This is a genomic window from Phenylobacterium sp. J367 (assembly GCF_024699985.1).
Classification (GTDB): Bacteria; Pseudomonadota; Alphaproteobacteria; order Caulobacterales; family Caulobacteraceae; genus Phenylobacterium.
Genome location: NZ_JAJONA010000001.1, coordinates 885,228 through 909,864, shown reverse-complemented (window position 1 = coordinate 909,864; position 24,637 = coordinate 885,228). Strand labels below are relative to the sequence as shown.

Here is a 24,637-nt window from a genome sequence, read left to right as displayed (position 1 = left end):
TCCGATGTCCAGCGACGTCTTCGAGATCGCCAAGCCCTTCGCCTGGATGGCGCTGACCGCCTTCCTGGTGGGCTTCGCCAGCTACTTTCTGTTCGGCGAGCGGCCGCAGACCCTCGCCGGGGACGGTTGGGTCCAGCCCGCGGCCGCCTCAGGCCCGTCGTCCGCCGACTGGAACATCGTCAAGCACATCTAGCCCGGGGAGGCCTTAGCCGCCGCGGGCGACGAACCAGCCGTTGCGGAATCCGTCCTGCGCCTTGCCGTAGGTGAAGGCGCCGCCCTCAAGCGTCAGCAGCGTGCCGCCCGCGGCTTCCAGGACCGCATGTCCGGCCGCCACGTCCCACTCCATCGTCGGCCCGTGACGCGGATAGATGTCCGCCGCGCCCTCGGCGATGCGGCAGAACTTGATGGAGGAATCCATCGGCTCGCGCAGATCGAAGCCGTACTCGTTGGCGAGCTTGACCGCGGTCTCTTCCTTCATCGTGTGGCTGACCAGCGCCACCGCCTGGCCCTTCGGCCAGGCTCGCACCCGCACCGGGACGGCGGGACCGCCGTGGATCCGCTTCATCGCCCCGTCGGCGTGCGTGAACCAGGTCTCGCCGGTCGGTGGGGCGGAGACCGCGCCAGCGACCGGACGCCCGTCCTCGATCAGCGCGATGTTGACCGTGAAGTTGGGATCGCCGCGGACGAAGGCCTTGGTGCCGTCCAGCGGGTCGACGAGGAAGAAGCGCGGGCCGATCCGGTCGGGCGTTCCGAACTCGCTGGCGTCCTCTTCGGAGACCACCGGCACGCCCGGGAACAGGCGGGCGAGGTGCTCGAGGATCAACTTCTCGCCGCGCTGGTCGGCTTCGGTGACCGGGCTTTCGTCGGCCTTGGTCAGCACCTCGACGCCCGATTTCCAGAGCGGCAGGATCAGCGCCGCCGCCGCCTCGCAGATGCCGGCCAGCGCCTCGCCCACGTCGTTGTCAGTCGCCGCCAATGTCCTAAGCCCTCGGATCGTCGCCCACGAACTCGAGCCGCACGACACCGGCGTCGATCACCTGCTTGCCGGCGTGCTCGAAGTTCACCGTAACCTTCCGCCCCGCCACCGACTGCACCTGGCCCAGGCCCCAATCCGACTGGACAGGGTGTCGCACCAGGACGCCCGGCTCCAGAAAAGGATCGGAAAACGGCTCCATGGCGCGATCTCTTAGGGGCCGCCGGGCGTTTTCCAAAGGCTCAAATCACCCCAAGGTCCGCCCACATGAGCGAGAATTCGGACCTCCCCGCCTCCAAGGCTCCCGTGAAGACGGCCGAGCTGACCGCCTATATCGCGGCCCGGATGTGCCACGACTTCATCAGCCCGGCCTCGGCCATCGTCTCGGGCCTCGACCTGCTCGACGACCCGTCGGCCCAGGACATGCGCGAGGAGGCCATGGGCCTGATCGCCTCGTCGGCCCGCAAGCTGGCGGACTTGCTGGCGTTCACCCGGGTGGCGTTCGGCGCCTCGGCCTCGGCCGAGACCTTCGACGTGCGCGAACTGGAGAAGCTGGCCCAGGGCGTCTTCGGCCACATGCGCGCCGAGCTCAACTGGACGGTGGAGACGCCGGCGGTGAACAAGCCGGCGGCGCGCGCGCTTCTGAACCTCGCCCAGCTCGCCGGCGCGGCCCTGCCGACCGGCGGCACGGCCCGCGTCCGCGCGGTGCAGGAGGGCGAGCAGATCGCCATCGCCATCGAGGCTGTCGGCCCGCGCGCGCCTGCGGCCCGAGGTGCTGGCCGGCCTGCAGGGCCAGCCGCTGAGCGAGGGCCTGCACGGCCACTGGGCCCAGGCCTACTACGTCCACCTGTTCCTGACCGACGCCGGCGGCCGGGTGTTCGCCGACGTGACCGAGGAGCAGGTGACCTTCGCGGCGACGGTCCCGGCCTGATCCTTCCGGGACCGGCCCAAACCGGTCCTTAACCATAGGGGCGCGACAACGGCTTCCGAAGGGAAGGACCGCAGCGCCTTGAAGACCTGTCTCGTCGTCGACGACAGCCGCGTCATCCGCAAGGTGGCGCGCCGCATCCTCGAAGAGCTCGGCTTCGAGGTGGCGGAAGCGTCCGATGGCGCCGAGGCGCTGGCCTGGTGCCGGGTGGTCATGCCCGAGGCCGTCCTGGTGGACTGGCAGATGCCGGTGATGGGCGGGCTGGACTTCCTGCGGCGGCTGCGGCTGGAACCCGGCGGACAAACTCCCAAGGTGGTGTTCTGCTCGGTCGAGAACGACCTCGACCGGATCCGGGAAGCGCTCGACGGCGGCGCCGACGAATACATCATGAAGCCCTTCGACGGGGAGATCATGGCCTACAAGCTGGCCGCTGCGGGGGTCGCCGCATGACGCCCGGCGAACGCGCCTTCGTGGCCTGGCTGTGCGAGCAGCGCGCCGGCCTCGCGGTGGATGCCGACAAGGCCTACCTGCTGGAGAGCCGGCTGGCGCCGCTGGCCCGCCGCGAAGGCTTCGGCTCGGTGGGCGAGCTGCTGCAGGCGCTGCGCGACCGCGAGGAGGAGCAGCTCGTCTGGAGCGTGGTCGAGGCCATGGCCCAGCGCGACGCGATCTTCCTCCGCGACCCGCCGGTCTTCGCCCTGCTGCGCGACCAGGTGCTGCCGAGGCTGGCGCGTCAGCGGGAGGGCGAGGCGATCCGTGTGTGGTGCGCGGCCGCCGGCTCCGGTCAGGAGGTCTATTCGCTGGCCATGATGCTCGCCGACGCCCCGATCGCCGGCGCCCGGGTCGAGCTCTTCGCCTCCGAACTCGCCGAGCGCCAGCTCGAGAAGGCTCAGAGCGGGCTCTACACTCAGTTCGAGGTGCAGCGCGGCCTGCCCGCGCGGATGCTGGTCCGGCACTTCGAGAAGACCGACGAGGCCTTCACGCTCAGCGCGCGCATCCGCCAGATGGTCCGCTGGCGCCGGGTGAACCTGATCGACGACCTCTCCAGGCTCGGGCAGTTCGACGTGGTGGTCTGCCGCCAGGTCCTGCCGGCGATGACGCCCGACGCGCGGTCACGGGCGCTGGCCGGCCTGACCGGTGCCACCGCGAGCGGCGGCTGTCTCGTGCTCGACGCCGGCTGCGAGACGCCCGCCGGCTACCGGCCGCTGGGCGTGGCGGGCGTGTTCGCCGCCGAGGCCGAGGCCCGCGCGGCGGCCTGACGGCCCTCCAGACAAGCCGAAGCCCCGCCGCCCAGGGGGCGACGGGGCCTCGAACCGGTTCGGACTTTCGTCCTTAGTTCTTGGCGTCTTCGGCCGCGCCGGTCACGGCCTGACCGGCGGACGAAACGTCCCTGCCGGCGCCGGACACGGTGTTGCAGGCCGCCACGAACATGCTGGCGGCGAGCGCCGTCATCACAACAATCTTGCGCATTCCATATTCTCCCGGGGGAGTCGCTAACTTAGCGAGGGCCAAACGGCTCAAGCTGCAGCTTGGTTCCCATCGGCCGGCGGAGAAGGCGTTTCGGCGCCCAGCGTCGGGAAGATCAGCCGGGCGGTGATCCCGCCGTCGGGATTGCGAACCAGCTCCGTCCGCCCCCGAAGCTGGCGGCCGAAGGCGGTCATCAGCGTCCGGCCGACGCCCGAGGCCGTCAGCGCGTCCTCCGGCGCCTCGCCGTCGTCGGAGATCTCCAGCGTGGCCTCGGCGCCGTCGACCGTGAAGTGCAGGGTCAGGGTGCCGCCGCGCTCGGCGAAAGCGTGCTTCTGGGCGTTGGTGATGGCCTCGACGGCGAACAGCGCCAGCGGCGCCAGCCGGTCGGGGTCGATGACCAGGGCGTCCACCCTCAGCTCGGTGCGCACCGGCGGACCGTGCAGCATCTCGCCGGCCACGAGCTGGGCGGTCAGTTCCTCAAGGAAGGGCCGGAGGTCCACCTTCTTCAGGTCCGGCCCCTGGTAGAGCGCCCGGTAGATCAGGGCGAGCGCGGTGATCCGCTGGCGGGTGTCGCTCATCGCCGCCCGGGCCGCCGGGTCGGAGAGCGCCCGCTGCTGCATGTTCAGGAGGGAGGAGATGACCTGGAGGTTGTTCTTCACCCGGTGGTGGATCTCGCGCATCAGCGCGTCCTTCTGGGCGAGGCTGTCGCGCAGGGAGGCGTCGCGGCCGACGATGGCCTCGGCCATCTCCTCCAGCGTGGAGGCGAGTTCGCGGATCTCCGGCGGCATCTGCTCGGCCTGCACCGGCCGCACGCTGAGCCGGCCGCGGGCGTAGAGCGTCGCGATCCGCTGCAAATAGGCGATCCAGCGCACCACAACGCGCTCAGTCACGGCGGTCACCGTGGTCAGCGCCAGGACGAAGGTCAGCAGCGGGAAGAAGATGCCGGTGAGCGGGTTCAGCCGCGCCCACGACAGCAGGCCCGGCGAGCGCGCCGAGATCACCACATAGACGTCGTCGCCGACGAGCGGAGCGGCGGAGAACACCCGGCGCTCGCCCTGCGGGCCGTCGGCGTACCACACCAGCGAACCATTCTTCATGGCCCGGGCGCGCCAGTTGTCGGGCAGGCCGCTGAGCACGTGCGGGTCGGTGGCGCTGATCGTCCGGCCGAACTCGTCGACCAGGGCGACCGCGGTCTCCCGCGGCAAGGTCGGGTCGGCGGTCGATGGCTGGAGGGAGGAGAGGGCGATGACGGCGGCCAGGGCGCCGTCGAAGCGGCCGGCGGCGTCCCGGGACGGCACCGCCATCAGCACGGCGGGCACCTGGGCGTAGGCGACGTCCGGCTCGGCCACGACCACCAGGTTGTCGCCGCTGGCCAGGCGCTGGAACCAGGCGCTGGCGGCGCGCTGGGCGTCGGGCGGCGTGCTGGCGGCCGCGCAGACCACGCGGCCGTCAGGTCCGAAACGGATCAGGTTCTCGTAGCCGGGGATGCGACCGCTCACCTGCGAGAGGCGCTGCGAGCACTGGAAGCCGGCGCCTGGCGCCAGCGTGGTCAGCAGCACCTCGGCCGCCTCGGTCCGCGCAAGCGCGGCCGTGGCGCTCCGCCGTGCGGCGAAGCCCAGGTTCTCGCGCAGCGCCACACCCTCGCGGTGGTAGGCGATCGCCGACTGGATGATGCCGAGCATCAGCACAGGCAGGAGGGCGGCCGCGAGGGCCGTCATCAACCGTACCCGGATCGTGCTCGGCGATCCTTTCGCAGGGCGCCTCATCGCAGCCGTGGTCCCGTCCTCAACGGACGGTGCTTAGCCGCTCGGCATCGGCCAGGATAGACCGCATCGCGTCCCCGGCGGCCGCGCCGTCCCGCTGGTAGTTCCCCTCGTCGAGGATGGCGTGCAGCGCGCGCCGGGCGCGGCTGACCCGGCTCTTCACCGTGCCGACCGCGCAGTTGCAGATGTCGGCGGCCTCCTCGTAGGCGAACCCGCCGGCGCCCACCAGGATCAGGGCTTCGCGCTGTTCCGGCGGCAGCATGGCCAGACCCTGGCGGAGCTCGTCGAGGGCGACGGGCGCTTCGGGGTCGTCCACCGCCACCAGGGTCCGCTCGGCGGCTTCCTGGTCGAGCTGGCTCTGGCGCCAGGAGCGGCGCTTCTCGGAATAGAACTGGTTGCGCAGGATCATGAAGGTCCAGGCCTTCATGTTCGTGCCCATCTGGAAGCTGGCGCGGGCGTCCCACGCCTTCATCATGGCGTCCTGCGCCAGGTCGTCAGCCGCCGCCGGGTCTCCGCACAGGGTCCGCGCGAAGGCGCGCAGGTGCGGGATCAGCTGGACAAGCTCACGCTTGAAGGCGTTGTCGTCCGTTGCGCCGCGCGTCGGCCGCTTCTCGGTGGCCTCCGACATCAGCCATTCTCCGAGCGGCTGTCGGCGCGGCGGAGGATCTCGAGGAATTCCTCGGGAACGTCTTCGTTGACGATCTCGTCAAACATCTGACGCAGCCGCACGCCGATGGCCTGCTGGCGCAGGCGGGCTTCATCGAGCGCGGCGGAAGACTTCCGTCGTTCCTCGGATGGGCGTTGTTCGATCATGGCATCGGCGCCCCGCTCGCGCGGCGGCCGCCCCCTCTTTGCATCCTCGTCGCCACCCAACGTCCGACTCCGTCGTGAGGTTCCCGTCCCGCGGCGAACAAGATGCGGAAAACAGATCATCTTGGGAACCGGTTCCCCCGCGTGGCGTTTTTGCACCATGATATGGCCGCGGTTGGGGGAGACCGACCGCGGCTGCCATGCTCCGATGTCTACAACGGGAGGGGTTCCCCTTGAGTCTTCTAGCCCGTCTGGCGCCGCATCTACCTTATGTGCGCCGTTACGCCCGCGCCCTGACCGGTGATCAGACGACGGGCGACCACTATGTCCGGGTCGCCCTCGAGGCCCTCGCCGCCGGCGAGCGGGTCCTGGAGGCCAACCTGACGCCGCGCGTGGCGCTCTACCATGTGTTCCACGCGATCTGGTGCACCTCCGGCGCCCAGCTCGAAGGACCGGCGGACGACGACATCACCGCCGACGACACCACCCGCCGCCTGATGCGGATCGCTCCCAGGTCGCGGCAGGCCTTCCTGCTCACCGCGCTCGAGGGCTTCACGCCCTCGGAAGCCGCGCAGATCCTGGGCACCGACTTCGCGGAGGTCGAGAAGCTCATCGCCGAGGCGCAGGCCGAGATCGATGCGGAACTGGCCACTGACGTCCTGATCATTGAGGACGAGCCGGTGATCGCCGCCGACATCGAGGCCCTGGTCCGCGAACTCGGCCACCAGGTGGTCGACATCGCCGCCACACGCACCGAGGCGGTCGACGCCGTGGCCCGCAAGACGCCGGGCCTGGTGCTGGCCGACATCCAGCTCGCCGACGGCTCCTCGGGCATCGACGCGGTGAAGGACATCCTCCAGCGCTATGACGTGCCGGTGATCTTCATCACCGCCTTCCCGGAGCGTCTGCTGACCGGCGAGCGTCCGGAGCCGACCTTCCTGATCACCAAGCCGTTCCAGCCGGAAACCGTGAAAGCGGCGATCGGCCAGGCCCTGTTCTTCCACCCGCGCAAGGCCTCCAAGCAGGCCGCCTAAGCGGGAGTCACAAATTCCTGGTGGGGTAGGGGGCGTCGCGGCCAACGCGGCGCCCCTTCTCTTTGGCGCAACTGGCTCTTTGGCGCATGCGGGCAAAGAAGAACGGCCGCCCCTCGGGGGGCGGCCGTCCGGTGGCGACTTGGTCTCGGGCTACTGGCCGACGGGGGCCGGGGGCGGCTCGCCCTGGGCGCTGCCCGGCTGGGTGGCGAGCGGCGGAGGCGTGTTGACGGCGGCCGGCTCGGGGGCGTTGAACGCCTGGGCGTCGGCCGGCTGCTTGCCGTTGTGGACCTCCGTCGAGGCGAGGTCGCCGGACTTCCAGGCATAGGCGGCGAAGAAGCCGAGCACCACCAGCGCCAGCCCGAACACCAGCACCCAGAGGATGTGGCGGCCGAGCCGCCCCTGCCGCGCGCGGGTCGCGCTCATCGTGGGACGTTGGGAGTAGCGCGTGGATAGCGCCATGGGGGAGCTCCTTACTCAGACGGGAAGTAACTGGACGGCCCCACATAGGGCCGGTCGGAATCGGCGCGCTCAGGCTGCGCGGTCAGCGAACCGATCACCCCGCTGGCGAGCGCCAGCCCGGCCACGGCGACGACCACCAGGAGGCGGCGGCGCAGCGCGAGCTGCCGGTAGCTGGGCGTCTTCGCGAGCACGAAGCCGCCCCGGGGGGCGAACGAGTTGCGCATGGCCTTCGCGTCCCTTGCGGACATGGGCGAGTGTTGCTCGCCCGCCATCGGCCTAACGCATCGCCGCCACAGCCCGTTCCCCGACCCACCCCACCAGGGCTCAGCTTGTTTGAAAGCTCAGCCATTTCAGGAGGATGTGGAAAGGCCGTCGGACCGGCGAATTTTTTCGAAGTTTTTTTACGCCCTGCCGGAACGCGAATGGGCGGAGGGTGTTCTAACGTATGCGGAGGCGGCGACGCCCCCCCGACTTGAGACTGGTGATCATGCCAGTCTGCCGTCTCCGCACCCCTTTTCTCGATGATGCACACTTCGGCGGGTCCCAAGGGGCCCGCCTTTTCTTTGTGCGCTTGACCCGCAGCGCCCCCCGCCTCAGCGGCTGATGTGCAGCTTCACGTCCGCACGGCGGCGGAGCGGGGCGGCGCGCCCGTCGGCGGTTTCGGCGCCGGCCGCGCCCACGGCGGCCACCGCGAACTCCGCGGCCGGCAGGCCGGCGGCGGCAAGCGCGGCTGTGACCGACTGGGCCCGGCGCTTGGAGAGCTCGAGGTTGTCGGCCGGCGCGCCGACCGCGTCCGCCAGGCCGGTGACCTCCACCTTGCCCACCTTGCAGCCGCGGGCGTCGTCCGCCGCCTGTTTGATGACCGCGCGACCCTCGTCGGTCACCTCGGCCTGGTTTGGCTCGAAATAGATCTGGACCGTGCGGTCGACGCAGCGGTCCGGCGCGCGGACCAGCCGGTCACGGGCGGAACTGACGGTCTCGCAGGCGCTCAGGCCCAGGCCCACCAGCAGGACGGCCGCGGCCGCCGATGTCTTGAAGCTCATGTACCCCTCCCGTTTCACCCACGACAAAGGGCGGTCGGATCGCACCGACCGCCCTTGCCGTTCCATCTGGCCGCCGCCTAGTAGCGGGGCGAACCGTCGGACCAGTAGTAACGGCCGGTCGCGGAGTCATAGTAGTAATAGCGGCCGGCCCGCTCGTCGTAATACTGCTGGCGGTTGTTGGGCTGAGCGCCGCAGCCGCCGTCTTCGCGGCAACCCTTCACCGCACCGGCGACCGCGCCGACGCCCGCGCCGACCGCCGCGCCGGTGCCGACGCCGACATCGCCCGACACCGCGCCGATGGCGGCGCCCGCAAGCGCGCCGAGGGCGGCGCCGCCGGCCGCATTACCTTCAACATTGCCAGTCGTCGTGCAGGCGGCGGCAAGCACGCCGGTCGCAGCGAGGGCGATCAATGGCTTGAGCATGAGATGGGCTCTCCTTGGTTGTCCCCTGCGGACGCTAACGCGGGTACAAGCGTAGCAGTTCCGCCGGAACCCGTCGCCTGCGCGCCCCGTTACGCCGCAAACGACACGCTTTCTGGAGCTCTCTCATGGTTGGCGATCGCCACGACGTGCGTGCAGACGACCTCAAGGCCGACCTGCGCGAAGCTTACGAACGGGGCCGGCGCGATGAGCGCGCGACGCGCAAGCGTCACCCGATCCTGATGACCTTCACCTTCATCGCCGCGGCCGTGGGCCTGGCGCTGATGGGGCTGGCCGCCTTCAACGGCTCGTTCACGCGCGCCGGCGCGGTGGCCGACCAGAATCTGGCCGTCGCCGCCAACAAGGCCGAGCCGGCCGTGCGCGACGTCGCCTCCGACGCCGGCCAGGCGATCCGTGACGCCGGCCAGTCCGCCAAGTCGGCGGCCGATAACCCGCCCAGCTGACGACGCCATGACGACATCGGGGGGACGACGCGGATCCGTCGCGTCGAAGTGGTGGCGAACATCGCCTCCGGCAGCGTCGGGCCCGACGCGCCGGCGCAGGTGGAGAAGATCTTCGCCGACCATGGCGTCGACGCCCATGTCTGCGCGCCGGAGAAGGACGACCTGACCAACTGCCTGCGGGCCGCGGTGGACGCGGCGCCGGACCTTCTCGTCATCCTGGCGGGCGACGGCACCGCGCGGGCCGCGGCCGAGCTCTGCGGTCCCACCGGACCGGTGCTGGCGCCGCTCGCCGGCGGGACCATGAACATGCTGCCGCACGCCATCTATGGCGAGCGCCCCTGGCAGGACGCCCTGACCATCGCGCTCGCCCAGGGCGAGGAGCGGATGCTGAGCGGCGGCGAGGTGGAGGGCCACAAGTTCCTGGTCGCCGGCATCTTCGGCTCGCCGGCGCTGTGGGCGCCGGCCCGGGAGGCGGCCCGGCACGGCAAGACGAAGCTCGCCTTCCTGCGCGCCCGGCGCGCCGCCAAGCGGGCCTTCTCGGGGCGGCTGCGCTACATGCTCGACCAGGGGCCGCGGGAGAAGGCCGAGGCGCTCACCATCATGTGCCCGCTGGCCTCGCGGGCGCTGTCCGAGGACGAGCCGGTCCTGGAATGCGCCGCCCTCGATCTCAGCGGCGCCATGGACGCCTTCCGCCTGGGCTTCCACGCCCTCACCGGCGACTGGCGCGACGATCCCAATGTGGTGGTGGAGACCTGCCGGGTCGCCCGGATTTGGGCGGCCGACGGCATCCCGGCGATCCTCGACGGGGAATCCGTACGCCTGAAATCGCTGACCGAGGTGACCTACCGGCCGGACCTGGTGCGCGTGCTGGCGATCCCCAAGGATCTCTGACGTGATCCGCTTCGCGCACCTGTCGGATATCCACTTCGGGGGCGAGAACACCCATGCGGTGGCCGCCGCGGCGGACTATGTGAACGCCGGCGGCTTCGACCTGACCATCGTCTCCGGCGACCTGACCCGCTACGGCGAGAAGGTGGAATTCGCCGCCGCCGCCGAGTGGCTGGCCGGCCTGAAGGGCGCGCAGCTTGTCACGCCCGGCAATCACGACGCCCCCTACATCGCCGTCGCGGAGCGCATCTTCGCCCCGTTCCGCCGCTTCGAGAAGGCGATCGGCCCGGCCCGGGCGCAGAGCCACCTCGGTGGCGGCTTCGCGGTGCGCGGGGTCAACACCGCCCGTGGACCGCAGCCCCGGCTGAACTGGTCCAAGGGCCAGATCGCGGCCGGCCAGGTGCGCGAGGCGGTGACGTTCTTCGAGCAGTCGCCCCTCGAATGCTTCCGGATCCTGGTCTGCCACCATCCGCTGATGGAGATGATCGGCGGGCCCATGACCGCGAAGGTGTGGGGCGGGACGGCCGCGGCCCGGGCCTTCGCGGAGGCCCGCGTCGACCTCGTTCTGTCGGGCCACATCCACGCGCCGTTCGCCTGGCCCTATCCGTTCGGGGACGGGAAGACCTACGCGGTCGGCGCGGGCACGCTTTCGGTCCGCGAGCGCGGCGTGCCGCCGGGGTTCAATGTGGTGGAAATAGAAGGGGCGGCGATCCGGATCGCCGCCCTCTGTTGGGGGGCTCGAAGTACGAGCCCTACAGGACGTGGTCGCTCGACCGACGGCCCGTCTAAGCGGGGGTCAGGGTACCCTTCGTCCTCGTACGAAGTGCATGACGATCGAGACCAGGAACAGAACCAGGAAGACGTAGAACAGGATCTTGGCGATACCCATCGCCGCGCCGGCGATCGAAGTGAAACCAAGAAGCGCGGCGATCAGTGCGACCACCAGGAAGGTCAGCGCCCAGCCCAGCATTGGCGTTCTCCCTTGCCGCCCGAAGGCGAACCCATCGAGTCTTGAGCAGGATCGCTCATCCGATCAACGCCGGTGCAAGCGTGACCGTTCCCGGGGCGGTGGCGGGCGGGGCGGGGGTCTAGCGGCGCTTCTTGTCGGGGGTCTTGGTCCCGGCGGCGGCGCGGCCGGCGATCGCGGCGCTGAGGATGGTGGTGACGATCCGCGGGTTGCTGGCCAGCACGATGGCCCCGGCGACCGCGGCTCCGGCGGCGACGATCGGCCTCTCGCGGGCGAGCTCGATCAGCCGCGCGCTCATCGGCTGCTCCTCGGCCTTTCCGGACTTCGGGCGGGCCTTCATGGTCATCGCGACCGCCAGGATCACGGCGATCAGGGCGAAGACGCCGGCGACGATCGCCGCCGCCCAGGCCTCGCCCACATAGGGCTTCGCCGCGGCGTAGAGCGCGAAGGACGCGGCGACCACGACGACGACCGCCGCCGCGGCGATCGCGGCGGCGGCGGCTAGAAGTCTCAGGATCTTATTGAGGTTCAACGGCGGCCGGAGGACAGCAGCAGGCCGACCAGCACGCCCACGCCGACAGCGGCGCCGATGGCGGCCAGCGGGCGTTCCTTCACCCGCTCGGTCACGTACTGCTGGGCGACGTCGAGCTGTTGGCCGGCGTTGTCGGCATAGGCGCGCGACTGGGTGCGAAGCTGTTCCAGGCCTTCCTGCACGACCGCCTCGATGCGCGCCCGCGCGTCGGTGAAGGTGCGCTGCGCCTCGGCGGCCAGGCGCTTGGCTTCGCTGCTCGTGGAAACGTTGGCGTCGTTGGCCTGGTCAAGGGACATGTCGTCACTCCGAAGAAGGGGCCCGGGCGGACGCCGGGGGGACGTCTGCTGAACGTCGGACATGCTAACGAAGTTCCGCCTTCCGGGCAAAGGCGGAGCTTCTCCCCGTCCCCGTCCGCCAAACGCTGTGGGAAACGCACGGTTCCTATCGCGCGGCCGGTGATGTCGCCCTATAGTCGGCTGCGTCGAGACCCGGCAAGGGGTGAACGTCAGAGTGAACCACGACCGTCTGGAACTCGCGATCGGGGCCGCAGGCCTGGGCGAATTCGAGTGGGATGTCGCGCGCGACGTCTTCGTGGTGTCCGAGCGCATGGCCAGCATCGTCGGCCTGCCGCCCGGCGAGATGCCGGCGGAGGGCGGCCGGATGCTCGACCGCTACGTACATCCCGAGGACATGGCCGGTTTCCTGGCGCAGCGGGAGCGCAACCTCGGGACCGCCGGCCAGTACGAGGCCGAGTTCCGCCAGATACGGGCCGATGACGGCCGGGTGGTCTGGGTGAGGATCGCCGGCGTGGTGACCTACGGCGACGACGGGCGGCCCGTGAACGTCACCGGCATCATCCAGGACATCACCGAGCGCAAGGTGGAGGAAGAGCACCGCCAGACGCTGATGGCCGAGCTCGACCACCGGGTGAAGAACGTCCTGGCCGCGGTGCAGGCGCTGGCCCAGCAGACGGCCAAGCGCACCACCTCGCTGGAAAGTTTCCTGAGCAATTTCTCGGGTCGGCTGAAGGCGCTGGGCTCCGCCAACGAGCTCCCTGACCGCCGCCCGCTGGCGCGGCGCGGCGATCGATCACCTGGTGGCCGCCGAGCTCGGCGCCCTGGCGCCGGGCCAGACCAGCTGGGAGGGGCCCGGAGCTCTTCCTGACGCCCCGGGCGGCCAATGCGCTGTCGCTCGCGCTGCACGAGCTGGCCACCAACGCGGTGAAGTTCGGCGCGCTCTCATCCGAGGCCGGCCATGTGGACGTCCGCTGGAGCCGGAAGGCCGACGGCGGCTTCGAGCTCAACTGGACGGAAGGCGGCGGGCCGCGCGTCTTCCCGCCCGCCCGCCGCGGCTTCGGCACCACCCTGCTGGAGCAGGTCACCGGACGCGAGCTGAACGGCGGGACGTCCGTGGAGTACCGGCCGCCCGGCGTCCACGTGCGGCTGACGGCCGGCGCCGCGGCGGTCGCGCCGCGCCCCGAGACCGTGCCGGAGGCCCCGGCCGCGGCCGAGACCATCGTCGTCTCCAGCGGGCCGACCGATCTCAGGGGCTCGCGCGTGCTGATCGTCGAGGACGCGGTCCTGCTGGCCCTGGAGCTGGAGACCAGCCTGTCCGAAGCCGGCGCCGAGGTGATCGGGCCGGCCTACGAGCTTGAAGAGGCCATGGCCCTTCTCGACCGGCCGATCGACGCCGCCGTGCTCGACGCCAACCTCAACGGCCGCTCGGTGACACCGGTGGCCGAGGCCCTGTTCCGCCGGAAGGTCCCGTTCGTGTTCGCCACCGGCTACGGCGAGGCGGGCGGCGCCCCCACCGGGTTCGACGCCCCGGTGATCCGCAAGCCCTACGACGTCACCCAGGTGGCGGCGGCCGTGGCGGAGCTGCTCAGGTCCTCCTGACCCGCGGGCCAACCTGCCGCACCCCCTGAGACAAGCCGTCACCTACCTTAACCATGGGGTGGGCCTTAGATCGGCGCATGGGGGACCTGCGGCAACCGCAGGGGCCGGACCGGCGGCCCAGGGATATCGCCCGGATCAAGCGACCCGACCCTCTGTCAACGCGCGATTTCCGCCTTCCCCGTCAGGGGGAGGGGGAGATCACGCCCTTGCCGCGCAGCGCCGCGAGCTTCTCCTCCGAATACCCCGCGAGACCCTTGAGCACCGCATCTGTGTGCTCGCCCAGGGCCGGTCCCGGCCAGCGCACGCGGCCCGGGGTGGCCGACAGCTTCGGGAAGGCGTTCTGCATGCGGATCGGGCCGAAGACCGGATGGTCCGTGGTGACGATCGCCTCGCGGGCGGCGTACTGCGGGTCCTCCAGCATGTCGGGGGCGCGGAAGACGCGGCTGGCCGGGACGCCCTTGGCCTCCAGCAGCGCCAGCAGGTCGGCCAGCCGGAAACCGCTGGTCCAGGCGGCGATGATCCCGTCCAGCTCCTGCTGGTTCTCACCGCGCGCGGCATGGCTCGCGAACTTCGCGTCGGTCTTCAGGTCCGGCCGGCCCATGGCCTCGGTGAGGCGCGCATAGACGTTGTCGCCGTTGCCGCCGATCAGGATCATCTCGCCGTTGGCGCACGGATAGGCGTTCGAGGGCGCGATGCCGGGCAGGATCGACCCAGACCGCTCACGGACGTAGCCGGTGATGTCGTACTCGGTGACCAGGTTCTCCATCACCGCCAGGACGCTCTCGTAGAGGGCCGCGTCGATCACCTGGCCCTGGCCCGTGCGCGCGCGGTGGTGCAGGGCCATGGTGATCCCCATGACCGCGTGCATGGCCGCCAGGCTGTCGCCGATGGAGATGCCGGCCCGGGCCGGCGGGCGATCGGGCTCGCCGGTGACGTGGCGCAGGCCGCCCATGGCCTCGCCGATCAGGCCGTAGCCGGCGCGCTGGGCATAGGGGCCGGTCTGGCCGAAGCCGGACACCCGGGCCATGATCAGCCTGGGGTTCTCGGCGGCCAGGCTTTCGTAGGAGAGTCCCCACTTCTCCATGGCGCCGGGCCGGAAGTTCTCGATCACCACATCGGCCTTGCCGATCAGGTCGCGGGCGATCTGCTGGCCCTCCGGCGTCCTCAGGTCGACGCCCACCGACTTCTTGTTGCGGCCGATCACCGGCCACCAGGGCGACAGGCCCTTGGGCAGGCTGCGGCCCCACTGGCGCATGGGATCGCCGGTCCTGGGGTCCTCGATCTTGATCACCTCGGCGCCGAAGTCGCCGAGGATCTGGCCGCAGAACGGACCGGCGATGAGGGTGCCCATCTCGACGACGACGAGGTCGGCCAGCGGGCCGTTGGCGGAAGTCTCGGACATGGGGCGACCCAAGGCGCCCGCGGCCGCGCTGTCAACGGTCACGCAGCGGGACCCTCGTGAGCTTTCCAAGAGAACGGGCTGGGTCTAATCGCAGGACATGAGCGCCTATGTCGTCGAAGCCCCCGCCGTCCCGACCGTGCCCGTGGAAGGGGAGGCCGCGGCCTTCCCGGTGCGCCGCATCCTTTGCGTCGGGCGCAACTACTGGGCCCACCGCCGGGAGATGGGCGCGGGCGACGACGACCGCGATCCGCCGTTCTTCTTCACCAAGCCGGCCGACGCCGTCGTGCCGCCGGGCGCGGATCCGGCCTATCCGCCGTGCACGGCCGACCTCCACCACGAGATCGAACTGGTGGTGGCGATCGGCAGGCCGGGCGTCGCCGTCCCCGTCGAGGCCGCACTGGATCTCGTCTACGGCTATGCGGTCGGCGTCGACCTGACCCGCCGCGACCTGCAGGCCGCCGCCAAGGCCAAGGGCCAGCCGTGGGACGCGGCCAAGGGTTTCGACGCGTCCGCACCGATCTCGGCGATCCGCCGCTGGCAGGGCCCGGCGCCCACGGGCCGCATCGCGCTTTCGGTGAACGGCGAGGTCCGCCAGGACGCCGCGGTCGCCGACATGATCTGGAACGTGGCCGAGATCGTCTCGGAGGCCTCGAAGCTCTGGGCGCTGGCGCCCGGCGACCTGATCTTCACCGGCACGCCGGAGGGCGTGGCCGCGCTCGCCCGCGGCGACCGGGTCGAGGGCGAGGTGGAGGGCGTCGGCGCGCTGGCGTTCACGGTGGCCGCATGACCCTCCTGCTGCACAGCTACTGGCGGGCCACCGCGCCCTACCGGGTCCGCATCGGGCTCAACCTCAAGGGCCTCGCCTACGACTACGCCCCGATCCACCTCGTGAAGGGCGTCCAGCATTCCGACGCCTACAAGGCGGTGAACCGGCAGGAGCTGCTGCCCGCCCTGACCACCGACGACGGCCAGGTGCTGACCCAGAGCCTGGCCATCCTCGAGTGGCTGGAGGAAGTCCACCCCGAGCCGGCCCTGCTGCCGAAGACGGCGGGCGACCGGGCGGTGGTCCGGGCCATGGCGGCCATCGTCGCCTGCGACATCCACCCGCTGAACAACCTGCGCATCCAGCAGCAGCTTACGGCGCTGGGCGTCGACGACGCCGGCCGCGACCTCTGGTCGAAGCGCTGGATCAACGATGGCTTCTCGGCCCTGGAGCCGATGGTCGCCGCGCACGGCGCGGGCTTCGCCTTCGGGGACGCCCCGACCCTCGCCGACTGCTGCCTGATCCCACAGGTCTATTCCGCCGGCCGCTACGGCGTGGCGCTGGACCCCTATCCGGCGATCGCCGCGGTTGCCGCGCGGGCGGCGGAGCATCCGGCCTTCGCCGCCGCCCACCCGGACAAACAGCCCGACGCCCACCCGGCGTGAGTCAGGTGACGCAGGGGGAGGGGTTGCCCCCCGGCGGCTGTCAGGCTTAGAGCGCGCCCATGCTCGAAGACCTCAAGGCGAACAACAAGCGCTGGGCGGAACGCAAGGTCTCCGCGGACCCCGGCTTCTTCAAGCGGCTGGAGGGCCAGCAGGCCCCCGAGTACCTGTGGATCGGCTGCTCCGACAGCCGGGTGCCGGCCAACGAGATCGTCGATCTCGATCCGGGCGAGCTGTTCGTCCACCGCAACGTGGCCAACCTCGCCCCGCCGCAGGACGCCAACTATCTCTCGGTGCTGCAGTTCGCCGTGGACGTGCTGAAGGTGAAGCACATCCTGGTGGTCGGCCATTACGGCTGCGGCGGCGTCGCGGCGGCCGTGGACGGCAAGCGGCGCGGCCTCGTGGACCACTGGCTGCACCCGATCCGCGAGGTGCACCACGACCACAAGGGCGAGCTGGAGGGTATCGCCGACGACCGCCAGCGGTGGGACCGGCTCGTGGAGCTGAACGTCATCCGCCAGGTGAGGAACGTCGCCTCCGACGTCTTCGTCCAGGACGCCTGGGCGCGTGGCCAGACGCTGAGCGTCCACGGATGGGTCTATTCCATCGCCAACGGCCTGGTGACCGACCTCGACGTCACCACCACGGGCCTCGAGGACATCGAACGCTTGGGGTAGGGCTTGACCTGAGCGGGCGCGGAGGCTTCCCCATCCGCGCCACATGCGGCGCCCCCGAAGAGGCGCCCGAAACGCTCAAGGAATAGCGATGAAATCCAAGCTGTTGGCGGCCACTGCGGTCGCCCTTCTGATCGGCGCCGGTCCGGCGGTGGCGCAGGGCCCGGCCGCCGCTGCGGCGGTCGCCACGCCCACCGCCGCGGACGCCAAGACGTTCGTCGAGAACGCCGAGGCTGAACTCGAGCGCGTCAGCGCGTTCGCCAACCGGGCCGCCTGGGTCCGCGCGAACTTCATCACGCCGGACACCCAGTGGCTGGAGGCCAAGGCCACCGCCGAGCAGAACGAGACCATCACCAAGCTCGCCATGGAGGCGGCGCGCTTCAACGGCGTGAAGACCGACGCGGTCACCGCGCGCAAGCTGAAGCTCCTCAAGCTCTACCTGGTGTCGCCGGCCCCCCAACCGGCCGGGCGCCGCCGAGGAACTGTCGAACCTGCTCACCAAGCTGGATTCCACCTACTCCACGGGCAAGTTCACCTTCCAGGGCAAGCAGATCACCCTGAACGACGCCGAGGATGTCCTGGCCAAGTCGCGCAACCCGGCAGAGCTGAAGGCGGCCTGGGAGGGCTGGCATTCGGTCGCCCCGCCGATGAAGCCGGACTACGCCCGCTTCGTGGCGCTCTCCAACGAAGGCGCCAAGGGCCTGGGCTACAAGGATACCGGCGCGCTCTGGCGCTCCAACTACGACATGGAGCCGGACGCCTTCGCGGCCGAGACTGACCGTCTCTGGAAGCAGGTGGAGCCCTTCTACAAGAACCTGCACTGCTACGTGCGCGCCCGCCTCAACGAGCAGTACGGCGACGCCGTGCAGCCGAAGACCGGGCCGATCCGCGCCGACCTCCTCGGCAATATGTGGGGCCAGCAGTGGGGCAACATCTACGATGTCGTCCAGCCGAAGGGGATCACCAGCAGCTACGACCTCGACAAGCTGCTCGAGGCCAAGGGCTACGACCCGGTGAAAATGGTGAAGACCGGCGAGAACTTCTATTCCTCGCTGGGCTTCGCGCCGCTGCCGCAGACCTTCTGGGAGCGCTCGCTGATCGTCCGTCCGCAGGACCGCGAGGTCGTCTGCCACGCCTCGGCCTGGGACATCGACGACAAGGACGACATCCGCATCAAGATGTGCACGAAGGTGAATGCGGACGACTTCCGCACCATCCACCACGAGCTCGGCCACAACTACTACCAGCGCGCCTACAAGAACCAGCCGGCGCTGTTCCGCAACTCGGCCAATGATGGCTTCCACGAGGCGATCGGCGACTTCGCCGCGCTGTCGGCCTCGACGCCGACCTACCTCCAGCAGATCGGCCTGCTCGACAAGGCGCCGGGGGCCGAAGAAGACATCCCCTTCCTGCTCAAGACCGCGCTCGACAAGATCGCCTTCCTGCCGTTCGGCCTGCTGGTCGACCGCTGGCGCTGGCAGGTGTTCTCGGGCGAGGTCGGGCCGGAGACCTACAACGACGCCTGGTGGAAGCTGCGGCTGCAGTACCAGGGCCTGACCGCGCCGGGGCCGCGGCCGGCCGACGCCTTCGATCCGGGCGCGAAGTATCACGTGCCGGGCAACACGCCCTACACCCGCTACTTCCTGGCCCACATCTACCAGTTCCAGTTCCACCGGGCGGCCTGCAAGCAGGCCGGCTGGAAGGGGCCGCTGCACCGCTGCTCGGTCTATGACCAGAAGGAGGTCGGGCGTCGCTTCAACGCCATGATGGAGCTCGGCCAGTCCCAGCCCTGGCCGGAGACCCTGAAGACCTTCACCGGCGAGACCCGCACGGACGCCAGCGCCGTGGCCGATTACTTCAAGCCGCTCAACACCTGGCTCGTGACGCAGAACCGCGGCCAGACCTGCGGCTGGTAAGGCCTCAAGGGGCCGGACGGCGGGCGTGCTCCGCCGTCCGGCCCTTAACCTTACGGTGAGAGTTAACCCTCCCGCCTGACCCGAAATTTACGGCGTTCGCGCGATCTGATGCCCGAATAGTGGCTGAAGGATCGGGACGCCCGATGCAGATCAAGGCTCGTGACCGTCTGGAAGGCGTGCTCGCCCGGCTCAACGCCGGCGCGCGCGACGAGAAGGGCGTGGCGGCGGTGATCTTCGCCCTCGCCGTGGCGGTTCTGACCCCGATGGCGCTGGGCGTCTTCGACGTCTACCTGGCCAGCGAACAGCGCGGGAAGCTGCAGGACGCGCTCGACGCGGCAGCCCTCTACGCCGCGCGCTCCAACGCCCAGACCAGCGATCAGATCGACGCCATCGGCGACAAGGCGCTGGCCGCCAACCTGAAGCTGATCAACGGCGCGACGCTCAAGGGCTCAACCTTCTCCCTGTCCGGGACGAAGGTCGTGGCTCAGGCCTCGGTGGAGCTGGACGCCTTCGCGCCCGCCTTCTTCGACCACAAGCCGGTGCAGGTGGACACCGAGGTCCAGCGGTCGATCGACCGGCTGGAGATCGCCCTTGTGCTCGACAACACCGGCTCCATGGTCCTCAACAACTCGCCGAAGCTGGCGACGCTGAAGACCGAGGCCAAGAAGCTGGTCGACAAGCTGGCGCTGGCCGCCTCGATGAGCGCCGAGCCGACGCCGATCAAGATCGCCCTGGTGCCGTTCTCCAACACGGTGCGGGTGCAGGACACGACGAGCCTGGCCACCTACAACACCGCCAGCCACACCGGCCCGGGCGTGCCGAGCTGGATCGATCCCCAGGGCAAGCAGCACTACCAGGGGACCACCAACAACGACATCTTCGACGTCCAGCACACCGACCGGCTGACGATGATGAAGAACATCGGCCAGTCATGGGCGGGCTGCGTGGAGTCGCGCCGCCAGCCCTACGACATCAGCGAGGAGGCGCCGGCGACGAGCACCCCGGCCTCGATGTTCGTACCCTGGTTCTGGCCGGACGAGCCGGATGTGTCGGGCACGCCCAAGGTGAACGACTACATCGCCGACGGCGGCGGGTCGGACTGGAAGGCCAAGGAGCGCCGCTCGGCCAAGTACGCCACCGGTGTCTGGAAGCGCACCGGCAGCTTCACGACCGACCTCGGCATGACCTACACCCACGGGCCCAACGCCGGCTGCACGCTGCAGCCGATGATCCGGCTGACCACCGACATGTCGGCCGTGAAGACCGCGATCGACAACATGACGGCCATCGGCGAGACCAACATCCCGCTGGGCATGGTCTGGGGCTGGCACGCGGTCACGCCCAACGCGCCGCTCGCCGACGGCGGGGCCTACGGCACGCCGCACCTGAAGAAGATCGTCATCCTCATGACGGACGGCGAGAACACCATGTACGACTCCGAACACCAACAATGACTCGTACTACGGCGGCTACGGCTTCGTCTGGCAGAACATGCTGGCCGGCATCACCGGCTCGTCGAGCACCAGCCAGCGCACCACGGCGATGAACAACCGCCTGGCCGCGCTCTGCACCGCCATGAAGGCCAAGAAGATCGAGATCTACACTGTGCGGGTGGAGGTCCAGAGCGGGTCGTCCAGCCTGCTGCAGGGCTGCGCGTCCGCGCCGGACAAGTTCTTCGACGTGGCCAACGTGAACCAGCTCGGCGCGGCGTTCGACGCCATCGCCGCGGCGATCACCAACCTGCGCATCACCAAATAGCGGAATCCTCCCGGCCCCTTGGGAGGGTGGCCTCGCCGGCGAGTGTTGCCGGACGGGCCGGGGGTCGCGCCGTGCCCCAATGGCGCGGCCCCCGAAGCGGCGTGGCCCAGGCCTACTTCAGCTTGATCTCGGCCAGGCGCTCCTGGAGGTAGCCGTCGGCCGTGATCGGCTCGGGGTAGCGGTTCGGATGGTCGGCGTCGATCGTCCCGGGGAGGGTCTCGATCAGGTAATCCGAGTTGAAGTGCAGGAAGAATGGCGTCGAGTACCGCGGGAAGCCCCGGCGCTCGGGGGCCGGGTTGACCACGCGGTGCGTCGTGGACGGCAGCCTGTGGTTCACCAGCCGCTGCAGCATGTCGCCGATGTTGCAGACGAGCGCGCCCGGCGGCGGGTTGATGGCGATCCAGCGGCCGTCGTGGTCCTTCACCTCCAGCCCGGCCTCTTCGGCGCCCAGCAGCAGGGTGATGACGTTGATGTCCTCGTGCGCGCCCGCCCGGATGTGCGGGCCGTCCTGCGGCACCGGCGGATAGTGGAGCAGGCGCAGGATCGAATTGCCCACGTCGACCTTGTCGTCGAAGAAGTGGCGGTCGAGGCCGAGGTAGACCGAGATCGCCTCCAGCACCTTGAGGCCCATGGCGTCGAGGGCGTCGTACAGCCACTGCACCTTCTCACGGAACTCGGGCAGTTCGGCGTCCGGCCAGACGTTGTCGGGCATGTGGTCGCGGAAGGCGTGGCCGGCCGGCAGCTCGCGGCCCACGTGCCAGAATTCCTTCAGGTCGTGGTGCGTGGCGCCCTTGGCGGTCTCGATGCCGAACGGCGTGTAGCCCCGCTGGCCGGCGACGGGCAGCTTGTATTTCCGCTTCACGTCCTCGGGGAGGGCGAAGAAGGCCTTCATCTGTTCGAGGGCGGCGTCGATCCGGTCCTGCGGCAGGCCGTGGTCGGAGATCACCGCGAAGCCCCAGCGGGCGTAGCTGTCGCCGAGGCGGCGGGTGAAGGCGTCGAAGTCATGGCCGAAGAGCTCGAAGGAAACGGGCTCGATCCGGTCTTGAAGGGCGATGGCTTGGCTCATGCCGAGCGTTCTACACCCGCCGGCCCGTGGCCTCCAGCCGCCCCGGCAGCGGTGAGTTGCGCCGCTGCGCTTTTCTCCGCACATAGGACGGAACCTGACAAGGAGCGAGCATGGCGGCCGAAGCGGCGGGCATGAACCTGGGGCACGCCGTCGCCCTCCTGACGGCGGCCGTGGTCGCCGTGCCGATCTTCCGCAAGCTCAACCTGGGATCCGTTCTGGGCTATCTCGCCGCCGGCCTGGTGATCGGCCCGTTCGGGCTGAAGCTGTTCTCCGACCCCGAGGCCATCCTCCACGTCGCCGAGCTTGGCGTCGTAATGTTCCTGTTCGTCATCGGGCTGGAGATGCGCCCGGCCAAGCTCTGGCTGCTCCGCAAGGAGATCTTCGGCCTGGGCCTGACCCAGGTGCTCGCCTGCTGCGTGGTGCTGTCGGGCGTCGCCATGCTGGGCGGCCTCAATTTCCAGGCCGCGGTGATCGGCGCCAGCGGCTTCGTCCTGTCGTCCACTGCGGTGATCATGAAGGTGCTGGACGAGCGCGGCGAGACCTCCACTCCGGCCGGCCAGCGAGCCGTATCGATCCTCCTGCTGGAGGACCTGGCGGTGGTGCCGCTGCTCGCGGTGGTGGGCCTGATGGCCTCGTTCAACGGCGACGCCGCGGTCACCGACCGGGCGCCCTGGGGCAGCGTCCTCATGGGCCTCGGCTGCATCGCCGTGGTGATCGCTGCGGGCCGCTGGCTGCTGAACCCGTTCTTCCAGATCCTCGCCCGAACCGGCGCCCGCGAAATCATGACCGCCGCCGCCTTGCTGGTGGTCCTGGGGACGGCGCTTTTCATGCAATGGGGCGGGCTCTCCATGGCGCTAGGCGCCTTCCTGGCCGGCGTGCTGCTGTCCGAGAGCAGCTTCCGCCACCAGCTCGAGGCCGATGTCGAGCCGTTCCGGGGCATCCTGCTCGGCCTGTTCTTCCTGAGCGTCGGCATGGCGCTCGACCTTGCGGTGGTCGCCGACCAATGGCGCCTGATCCTGGCCGGACTCGTCGCCTTCATGACGGTGAAGGCCCTGGTCATCTACCTGGTGGCCCGCCTGTTCCGGGCGGACCAGCGCGAGGCGGTGCAGCGGGCCGCCTTGTTCGCCCAGGGGGCGAGTTCGCCTTCGTCCTCTACGCCGCCGCGGTCTCGGCGCAGGTGCTTTCGCCGACGGTGGCGGCCGCGCTGACCGCGATCGTGATCCTGTCGATGGCCGCGACACCGCTGGTGTTCATGGTCATCGCGCGGCTGCTGCCCGAGCCGCCGGCCTCGCTGGAGGGCGTCGAGAGGCCGGACGGCTTGAGCGGGCAGGTCCTGCTGGTGGGCTTCGGCCGCTTCGCCCAGGTGGTTAGCCAGCCGCTTCTGGCGCGGGGGATGAAGATTTCGCTGATCGAGATCGACGTGGACATGATCCGCGCGGCCCGCGACTTCGGATTCAAGGTCTATTACGGCGACGGCACACGGCTCGATGTGCTGCGCGCCTCGGGAGCCGAGACCGCCGAGGCGATCCTCGTCTGTGTGGACAAGCCCGCGGTGGCCGACCGGGTGGTCGAGCTCGTGAAGGCCGAGTTCCCGCACGCCAAGCTCTTCGTCCGCGCCTTTGACCGCGGCCACGCCGTCCGGCTGATCCAGGCCGGCGTCGACTACCAGCTGCGCGAGACCTTCGAATCCGCCCTGGTGTTCGGTCACGAAGTCCTGGTCGAGCTCGGCGTGGACGAGGATGTGGCGACCGAGACCATCGTCGACGTCCGGCGCCGCGACGAGGCCCGGCTGGAGCTGCAACTGGCCGGCGGGCTCACGGCCGGGCGCTTCCTGATGCGCGGCAACCTCCAGACGCCGAAACCGGAGCCGTTCTCGGTGCCCCGGAGCGAGGGCCAGGTGGTCAACGAGGAGGAGTTCGAAGACCGCGAAGACCTCGACCGGCGCGCGCCCGTGGCCTGACGCTGTCACCCGGTTTCATCAGTTGGTGAATTTTTGCCGTGTCCCGGTTCTCAACCGGACGGATGCGGCGTAAAGGGCGGAACATGGCGAGCAAGGTGCAGAAGACCGCGAACGAGGCCCTGGCCGGGCTGCTGTTCGACGGCATGACCATCATGGCGGGCGGCTTCGGCCTCTGCGGGATCCCGGAAAACCTGATCGCGGCGATCCGCGAGACGGGGGTGAAGGACCTGACCGTCGTCTCCAACAACTGCGGCGTGGACGACTTCGGCCTGGGCGTGCTGCTGGCCGGCGGGCAGATCCGCAAGATGATCTCGTCCTACGTCGGCGAGAACAAGCTGTTCGCCGAGCTCTACCTCTCCGGCAAGCTGGAGCTGGAGTTCAACCCGCAGGGCACGCTGGCCGAGCGCATCCGAGCCGGCGGCGCGGGCATCCCGGCCTTCTTCACCAGGACCGGCGTCGGCACGCTGGTGGCCGAGGGCAAGGAGGTCCGCGTCTTCGACGGCGAGGAGTATGTGATGGAGCGCGGCCTTGTCGCCGACCTCGCCATCGTCAAGGCCTGGAAGGGCGACGCCGAGGGCAACCTCGTCTACCGGATGACCGCGCGGAACTTCAATCCGATGATGGCGACCGCCGGCAAGGTGACCGTCGCCGAGGTCGAGGAGCTGGTCGAGGTCGGGCAGATCGACCCGGACCAGATCCACACGCCGGGCATCTATGTCGATCGCATCCTCAAAGGCCCGGCCTTCGAGAAGCGGATCGAGCAGCTCACCACCCGCAAGCGCGAAGAGGTCGCCTGA

General features: G+C 70.0%; 32 protein-coding genes and 3 pseudogenes. 20 read left to right on the top strand and 15 right to left on the bottom strand.

Annotated features, from left to right (window positions below; all coding sequences use genetic code 11):
* The first annotated feature begins 4 nt into the window (after positions 1 to 4).
* Positions 5 to 193, top strand: coding sequence for a hypothetical protein (locus LRS04_RS05010; RefSeq protein ID WP_257815428.1), 189 nt, complete (start codon positions 5 to 7; stop codon positions 191 to 193).
* 12 nt (positions 194 to 205) lie between these two features.
* Here LRS04_RS05010 and cysQ read toward each other — a convergent pair whose 3' ends face one another.
* Positions 206 to 976 carry a 3'(2'),5'-bisphosphate nucleotidase CysQ gene (cysQ, locus tag LRS04_RS05005; protein WP_257815427.1) on the bottom strand — a complete coding sequence of 257 codons (771 nt, stop codon included), beginning with the start codon at positions 974 to 976 and terminating at the stop codon, positions 206 to 208.
* Between the two features lie 4 nt (positions 977 to 980).
* Positions 981 to 1,175, bottom strand: a complete 195-nt coding sequence (locus LRS04_RS05000) for a DUF3553 domain-containing protein (protein ID WP_257815426.1) — start codon at positions 1,173 to 1,175, stop codon at positions 981 to 983.
* A gap of 65 nt (positions 1,176 to 1,240) precedes the next feature.
* Here LRS04_RS05000 and chpT point away from each other — a divergent pair.
* The 3 genes and pseudogenes from chpT (at position 1,241) to LRS04_RS04985 (ending at position 3,157) form a co-directional block, all read left to right on the top strand.
* Positions 1,241 to 1,904, top strand: a pseudogene (chpT, locus tag LRS04_RS04995) (histidine phosphotransferase ChpT).
* Between the two features lie 78 nt (positions 1,905 to 1,982).
* Positions 1,983 to 2,351, top strand: coding sequence for a response regulator (locus LRS04_RS04990; RefSeq protein ID WP_257815425.1), 369 nt, complete (start codon positions 1,983 to 1,985; stop codon positions 2,349 to 2,351).
* Positions 2,348 to 3,157, top strand: a complete 810-nt coding sequence (locus LRS04_RS04985; protein WP_257815424.1) for a protein-glutamate O-methyltransferase CheR — start codon at positions 2,348 to 2,350, stop codon at positions 3,155 to 3,157. Before LRS04_RS04990 ends, LRS04_RS04985 begins: the two co-directional genes overlap by 4 nt.
* Before the next feature lie 73 nt (positions 3,158 to 3,230).
* Here LRS04_RS04985 and LRS04_RS04980 read toward each other — a convergent pair whose 3' ends face one another.
* The 4 genes from LRS04_RS04980 to LRS04_RS04965 form a co-directional block, all read right to left on the bottom strand.
* Positions 3,231 to 3,368, bottom strand: a complete 138-nt coding sequence (locus tag LRS04_RS04980; RefSeq protein WP_257815423.1) for an entericidin A/B family lipoprotein — start codon at positions 3,366 to 3,368, stop codon at positions 3,231 to 3,233.
* Between the two features lie 47 nt (positions 3,369 to 3,415).
* Positions 3,416 to 5,083: a sensor histidine kinase gene (locus LRS04_RS04975; RefSeq protein ID WP_257815422.1), complete on the bottom strand. Its 1,668-nt coding sequence runs from the start codon at positions 5,081 to 5,083 to the stop codon at positions 3,416 to 3,418.
* A 67-nt stretch (positions 5,084 to 5,150) separates the two neighbouring features.
* Positions 5,151 to 5,756: a sigma-70 family RNA polymerase sigma factor gene (locus LRS04_RS04970; RefSeq protein WP_257815421.1), complete on the bottom strand. Its 606-nt coding sequence runs from the start codon at positions 5,754 to 5,756 to the stop codon at positions 5,151 to 5,153.
* Complete coding sequence (locus LRS04_RS04965; RefSeq protein ID WP_308238074.1) at positions 5,756 to 6,001, bottom strand: NepR family anti-sigma factor; 246 nt, start codon at positions 5,999 to 6,001, stop codon at positions 5,756 to 5,758. The genes LRS04_RS04970 and LRS04_RS04965 overlap by 1 nt, the downstream gene beginning before the upstream one ends.
* A 170-nt stretch (positions 6,002 to 6,171) precedes the next feature.
* Between LRS04_RS04965 and LRS04_RS04960 the strand changes: the two genes are divergently transcribed.
* Complete coding sequence (locus tag LRS04_RS04960) at positions 6,172 to 6,972, top strand: response regulator (protein ID WP_257815420.1); 801 nt, start codon at positions 6,172 to 6,174, stop codon at positions 6,970 to 6,972.
* A gap of 150 nt (positions 6,973 to 7,122) precedes the next feature.
* Here LRS04_RS04960 and LRS04_RS04955 read toward each other — a convergent pair whose 3' ends face one another.
* From LRS04_RS04955 to LRS04_RS04940, 4 genes are all read right to left on the bottom strand, one after another.
* Positions 7,123 to 7,431 carry a hypothetical protein gene (locus tag LRS04_RS04955; RefSeq protein WP_257815419.1) on the bottom strand — a complete coding sequence of 103 codons (309 nt, stop codon included), beginning with the start codon at positions 7,429 to 7,431 and terminating at the stop codon, positions 7,123 to 7,125.
* An 11-nt stretch (positions 7,432 to 7,442) separates the two neighbouring features.
* Entirely contained in the window at positions 7,443 to 7,679 is a 237-nt protein-coding gene (locus LRS04_RS04950) for a hypothetical protein (protein ID WP_257815418.1), read from the bottom strand.
* Positions 7,680 to 8,024: 345 nt separating this feature from the next.
* Entirely contained in the window at positions 8,025 to 8,474 is a 450-nt protein-coding gene (locus LRS04_RS04945) for an OmpA family protein (RefSeq protein WP_257815417.1), read from the bottom strand.
* 77 nt (positions 8,475 to 8,551) lie between these two features.
* A complete protein-coding gene (locus LRS04_RS04940) occupies positions 8,552 to 8,896 on the bottom strand; it encodes a YMGG-like glycine zipper-containing protein (protein WP_257815416.1) in 345 nt (114 codons plus the stop codon).
* A 125-nt stretch (positions 8,897 to 9,021) separates the two neighbouring features.
* Here LRS04_RS04940 and LRS04_RS04935 point away from each other — a divergent pair, with 125 nt between their 5' ends.
* The 3 genes and pseudogenes from LRS04_RS04935 to LRS04_RS04925 all read left to right on the top strand — a co-directional run.
* Positions 9,022 to 9,357, top strand: a complete 336-nt coding sequence (locus LRS04_RS04935) for a hypothetical protein (RefSeq protein ID WP_257815415.1) — start codon at positions 9,022 to 9,024, stop codon at positions 9,355 to 9,357.
* Between the two features lie 51 nt (positions 9,358 to 9,408).
* On the top strand, positions 9,409 to 10,248 hold the full coding sequence (locus LRS04_RS04930) for a diacylglycerol kinase family protein (protein WP_257815414.1): 840 nt from the start codon (positions 9,409 to 9,411) through the stop codon (positions 10,246 to 10,248).
* Between the two features lies 1 nt (position 10,249).
* A pseudogene (locus tag LRS04_RS04925) lies at positions 10,250 to 10,885 on the top strand (metallophosphoesterase); the annotation flags it as partial.
* A gap of 156 nt (positions 10,886 to 11,041) precedes the next feature.
* Here LRS04_RS04925 and LRS04_RS04920 read toward each other — a convergent pair.
* The 3 genes from LRS04_RS04920 to LRS04_RS04910 all read right to left on the bottom strand — a co-directional run bounded on the left by LRS04_RS04920 (position 11,042) and on the right by LRS04_RS04910 (position 12,040).
* Complete coding sequence (locus LRS04_RS04920; RefSeq protein ID WP_257818962.1) at positions 11,042 to 11,215, bottom strand: DUF1328 domain-containing protein; 174 nt, start codon at positions 11,213 to 11,215, stop codon at positions 11,042 to 11,044.
* Positions 11,216 to 11,333: 118 nt separating this feature from the next.
* Complete coding sequence (locus tag LRS04_RS04915; RefSeq protein ID WP_257815413.1) at positions 11,334 to 11,744, bottom strand: hypothetical protein; 411 nt, start codon at positions 11,742 to 11,744, stop codon at positions 11,334 to 11,336.
* On the bottom strand, positions 11,741 to 12,040 hold the full coding sequence (locus tag LRS04_RS04910) for a hypothetical protein (RefSeq protein WP_257815412.1): 300 nt from the start codon (positions 12,038 to 12,040) through the stop codon (positions 11,741 to 11,743). Before LRS04_RS04910 ends, LRS04_RS04915 begins: the two co-directional genes overlap by 4 nt.
* A 214-nt stretch (positions 12,041 to 12,254) precedes the next feature.
* On the opposite strand from LRS04_RS04910, the gene LRS04_RS04905 reads away from it, so the two are divergent.
* Both LRS04_RS04905 and LRS04_RS04900 read left to right on the top strand, forming a co-directional pair.
* A complete protein-coding gene (locus LRS04_RS04905) occupies positions 12,255 to 12,908 on the top strand; it encodes an HWE histidine kinase domain-containing protein (protein WP_257815411.1) in 654 nt (217 codons plus the stop codon).
* 56 nt (positions 12,909 to 12,964) lie between these two features.
* A complete protein-coding gene (locus LRS04_RS04900; protein ID WP_257815410.1) occupies positions 12,965 to 13,639 on the top strand; it encodes a hypothetical protein in 675 nt (224 codons plus the stop codon).
* Positions 13,640 to 13,820: 181 nt separating this feature from the next.
* On the opposite strand, the gene LRS04_RS04895 is transcribed toward LRS04_RS04900, so the two are convergent.
* Positions 13,821 to 15,041, bottom strand: coding sequence for a CaiB/BaiF CoA-transferase family protein (locus LRS04_RS04895; RefSeq protein ID WP_257815409.1), 1,221 nt, complete (start codon positions 15,039 to 15,041; stop codon positions 13,821 to 13,823).
* 97 nt (positions 15,042 to 15,138) lie between these two features.
* Between LRS04_RS04895 and LRS04_RS04890 the strand changes: the two genes are divergently transcribed.
* From LRS04_RS04890 to LRS04_RS04865, 7 genes and pseudogenes are all read left to right on the top strand, one after another.
* Positions 15,139 to 15,828: a fumarylacetoacetate hydrolase family protein gene (locus tag LRS04_RS04890; protein ID WP_257815408.1), complete on the top strand. Its 690-nt coding sequence runs from the start codon at positions 15,139 to 15,141 to the stop codon at positions 15,826 to 15,828.
* Complete coding sequence (gene maiA, locus LRS04_RS04885) at positions 15,825 to 16,469, top strand: maleylacetoacetate isomerase (RefSeq protein ID WP_257815407.1); 645 nt, start codon at positions 15,825 to 15,827, stop codon at positions 16,467 to 16,469. The genes LRS04_RS04890 and maiA overlap by 4 nt, the downstream gene beginning before the upstream one ends.
* Before the next feature lie 59 nt (positions 16,470 to 16,528).
* The gene (locus LRS04_RS04880) at positions 16,529 to 17,143 is read left to right on the top strand and encodes a carbonic anhydrase (protein ID WP_257815406.1); all 615 of its coding nucleotides are present in this window, start codon (positions 16,529 to 16,531) and stop codon (positions 17,141 to 17,143) included.
* Between the two features lie 43 nt (positions 17,144 to 17,186).
* Positions 17,187 to 17,528, top strand: a pseudogene (locus LRS04_RS26575) (hypothetical protein); the annotation flags it as partial.
* Positions 17,529 to 17,622: 94 nt separating this feature from the next.
* The gene (locus tag LRS04_RS04875) at positions 17,623 to 19,056 is read left to right on the top strand and encodes a M2 family metallopeptidase (protein WP_308238280.1); all 1,434 of its coding nucleotides are present in this window, start codon (positions 17,623 to 17,625) and stop codon (positions 19,054 to 19,056) included.
* 143 nt (positions 19,057 to 19,199) lie between these two features.
* A complete protein-coding gene (locus tag LRS04_RS04870; protein WP_257815405.1) occupies positions 19,200 to 20,510 on the top strand; it encodes a pilus assembly protein TadG-related protein in 1,311 nt (436 codons plus the stop codon).
* Between the two features lie 37 nt (positions 20,511 to 20,547).
* Positions 20,548 to 20,814, top strand: coding sequence for a hypothetical protein (locus LRS04_RS04865; RefSeq protein ID WP_257815403.1), 267 nt, complete (start codon positions 20,548 to 20,550; stop codon positions 20,812 to 20,814).
* A 112-nt stretch (positions 20,815 to 20,926) separates the two neighbouring features.
* Here the strand turns inward: LRS04_RS04865 and LRS04_RS04860 are convergent, their stop codons facing one another.
* Positions 20,927 to 21,880, bottom strand: a complete 954-nt coding sequence (locus LRS04_RS04860) for an isopenicillin N synthase family oxygenase (protein WP_257815402.1) — start codon at positions 21,878 to 21,880, stop codon at positions 20,927 to 20,929.
* Positions 21,881 to 21,990: 110 nt separating this feature from the next.
* Here LRS04_RS04860 and LRS04_RS04855 point away from each other — a divergent pair, with 110 nt between their 5' ends.
* The 3 genes from LRS04_RS04855 to LRS04_RS04845 all read left to right on the top strand — a co-directional run bounded on the left by LRS04_RS04855 (position 21,991) and on the right by LRS04_RS04845 (position 24,637).
* Positions 21,991 to 23,088, top strand: coding sequence for a monovalent cation:proton antiporter-2 (CPA2) family protein (locus LRS04_RS04855; protein ID WP_257815401.1), 1,098 nt, complete (start codon positions 21,991 to 21,993; stop codon positions 23,086 to 23,088).
* Positions 23,058 to 23,840, top strand: a complete 783-nt coding sequence (locus LRS04_RS04850) for an NAD-binding protein (protein WP_257815400.1) — start codon at positions 23,058 to 23,060, stop codon at positions 23,838 to 23,840. The genes LRS04_RS04855 and LRS04_RS04850 overlap by 31 nt, the downstream gene beginning before the upstream one ends.
* Positions 23,841 to 23,923: 83 nt before the next feature.
* Positions 23,924 to 24,637, top strand: coding sequence for a CoA transferase subunit A (locus LRS04_RS04845; protein ID WP_257815399.1), 714 nt, complete (start codon positions 23,924 to 23,926; stop codon positions 24,635 to 24,637).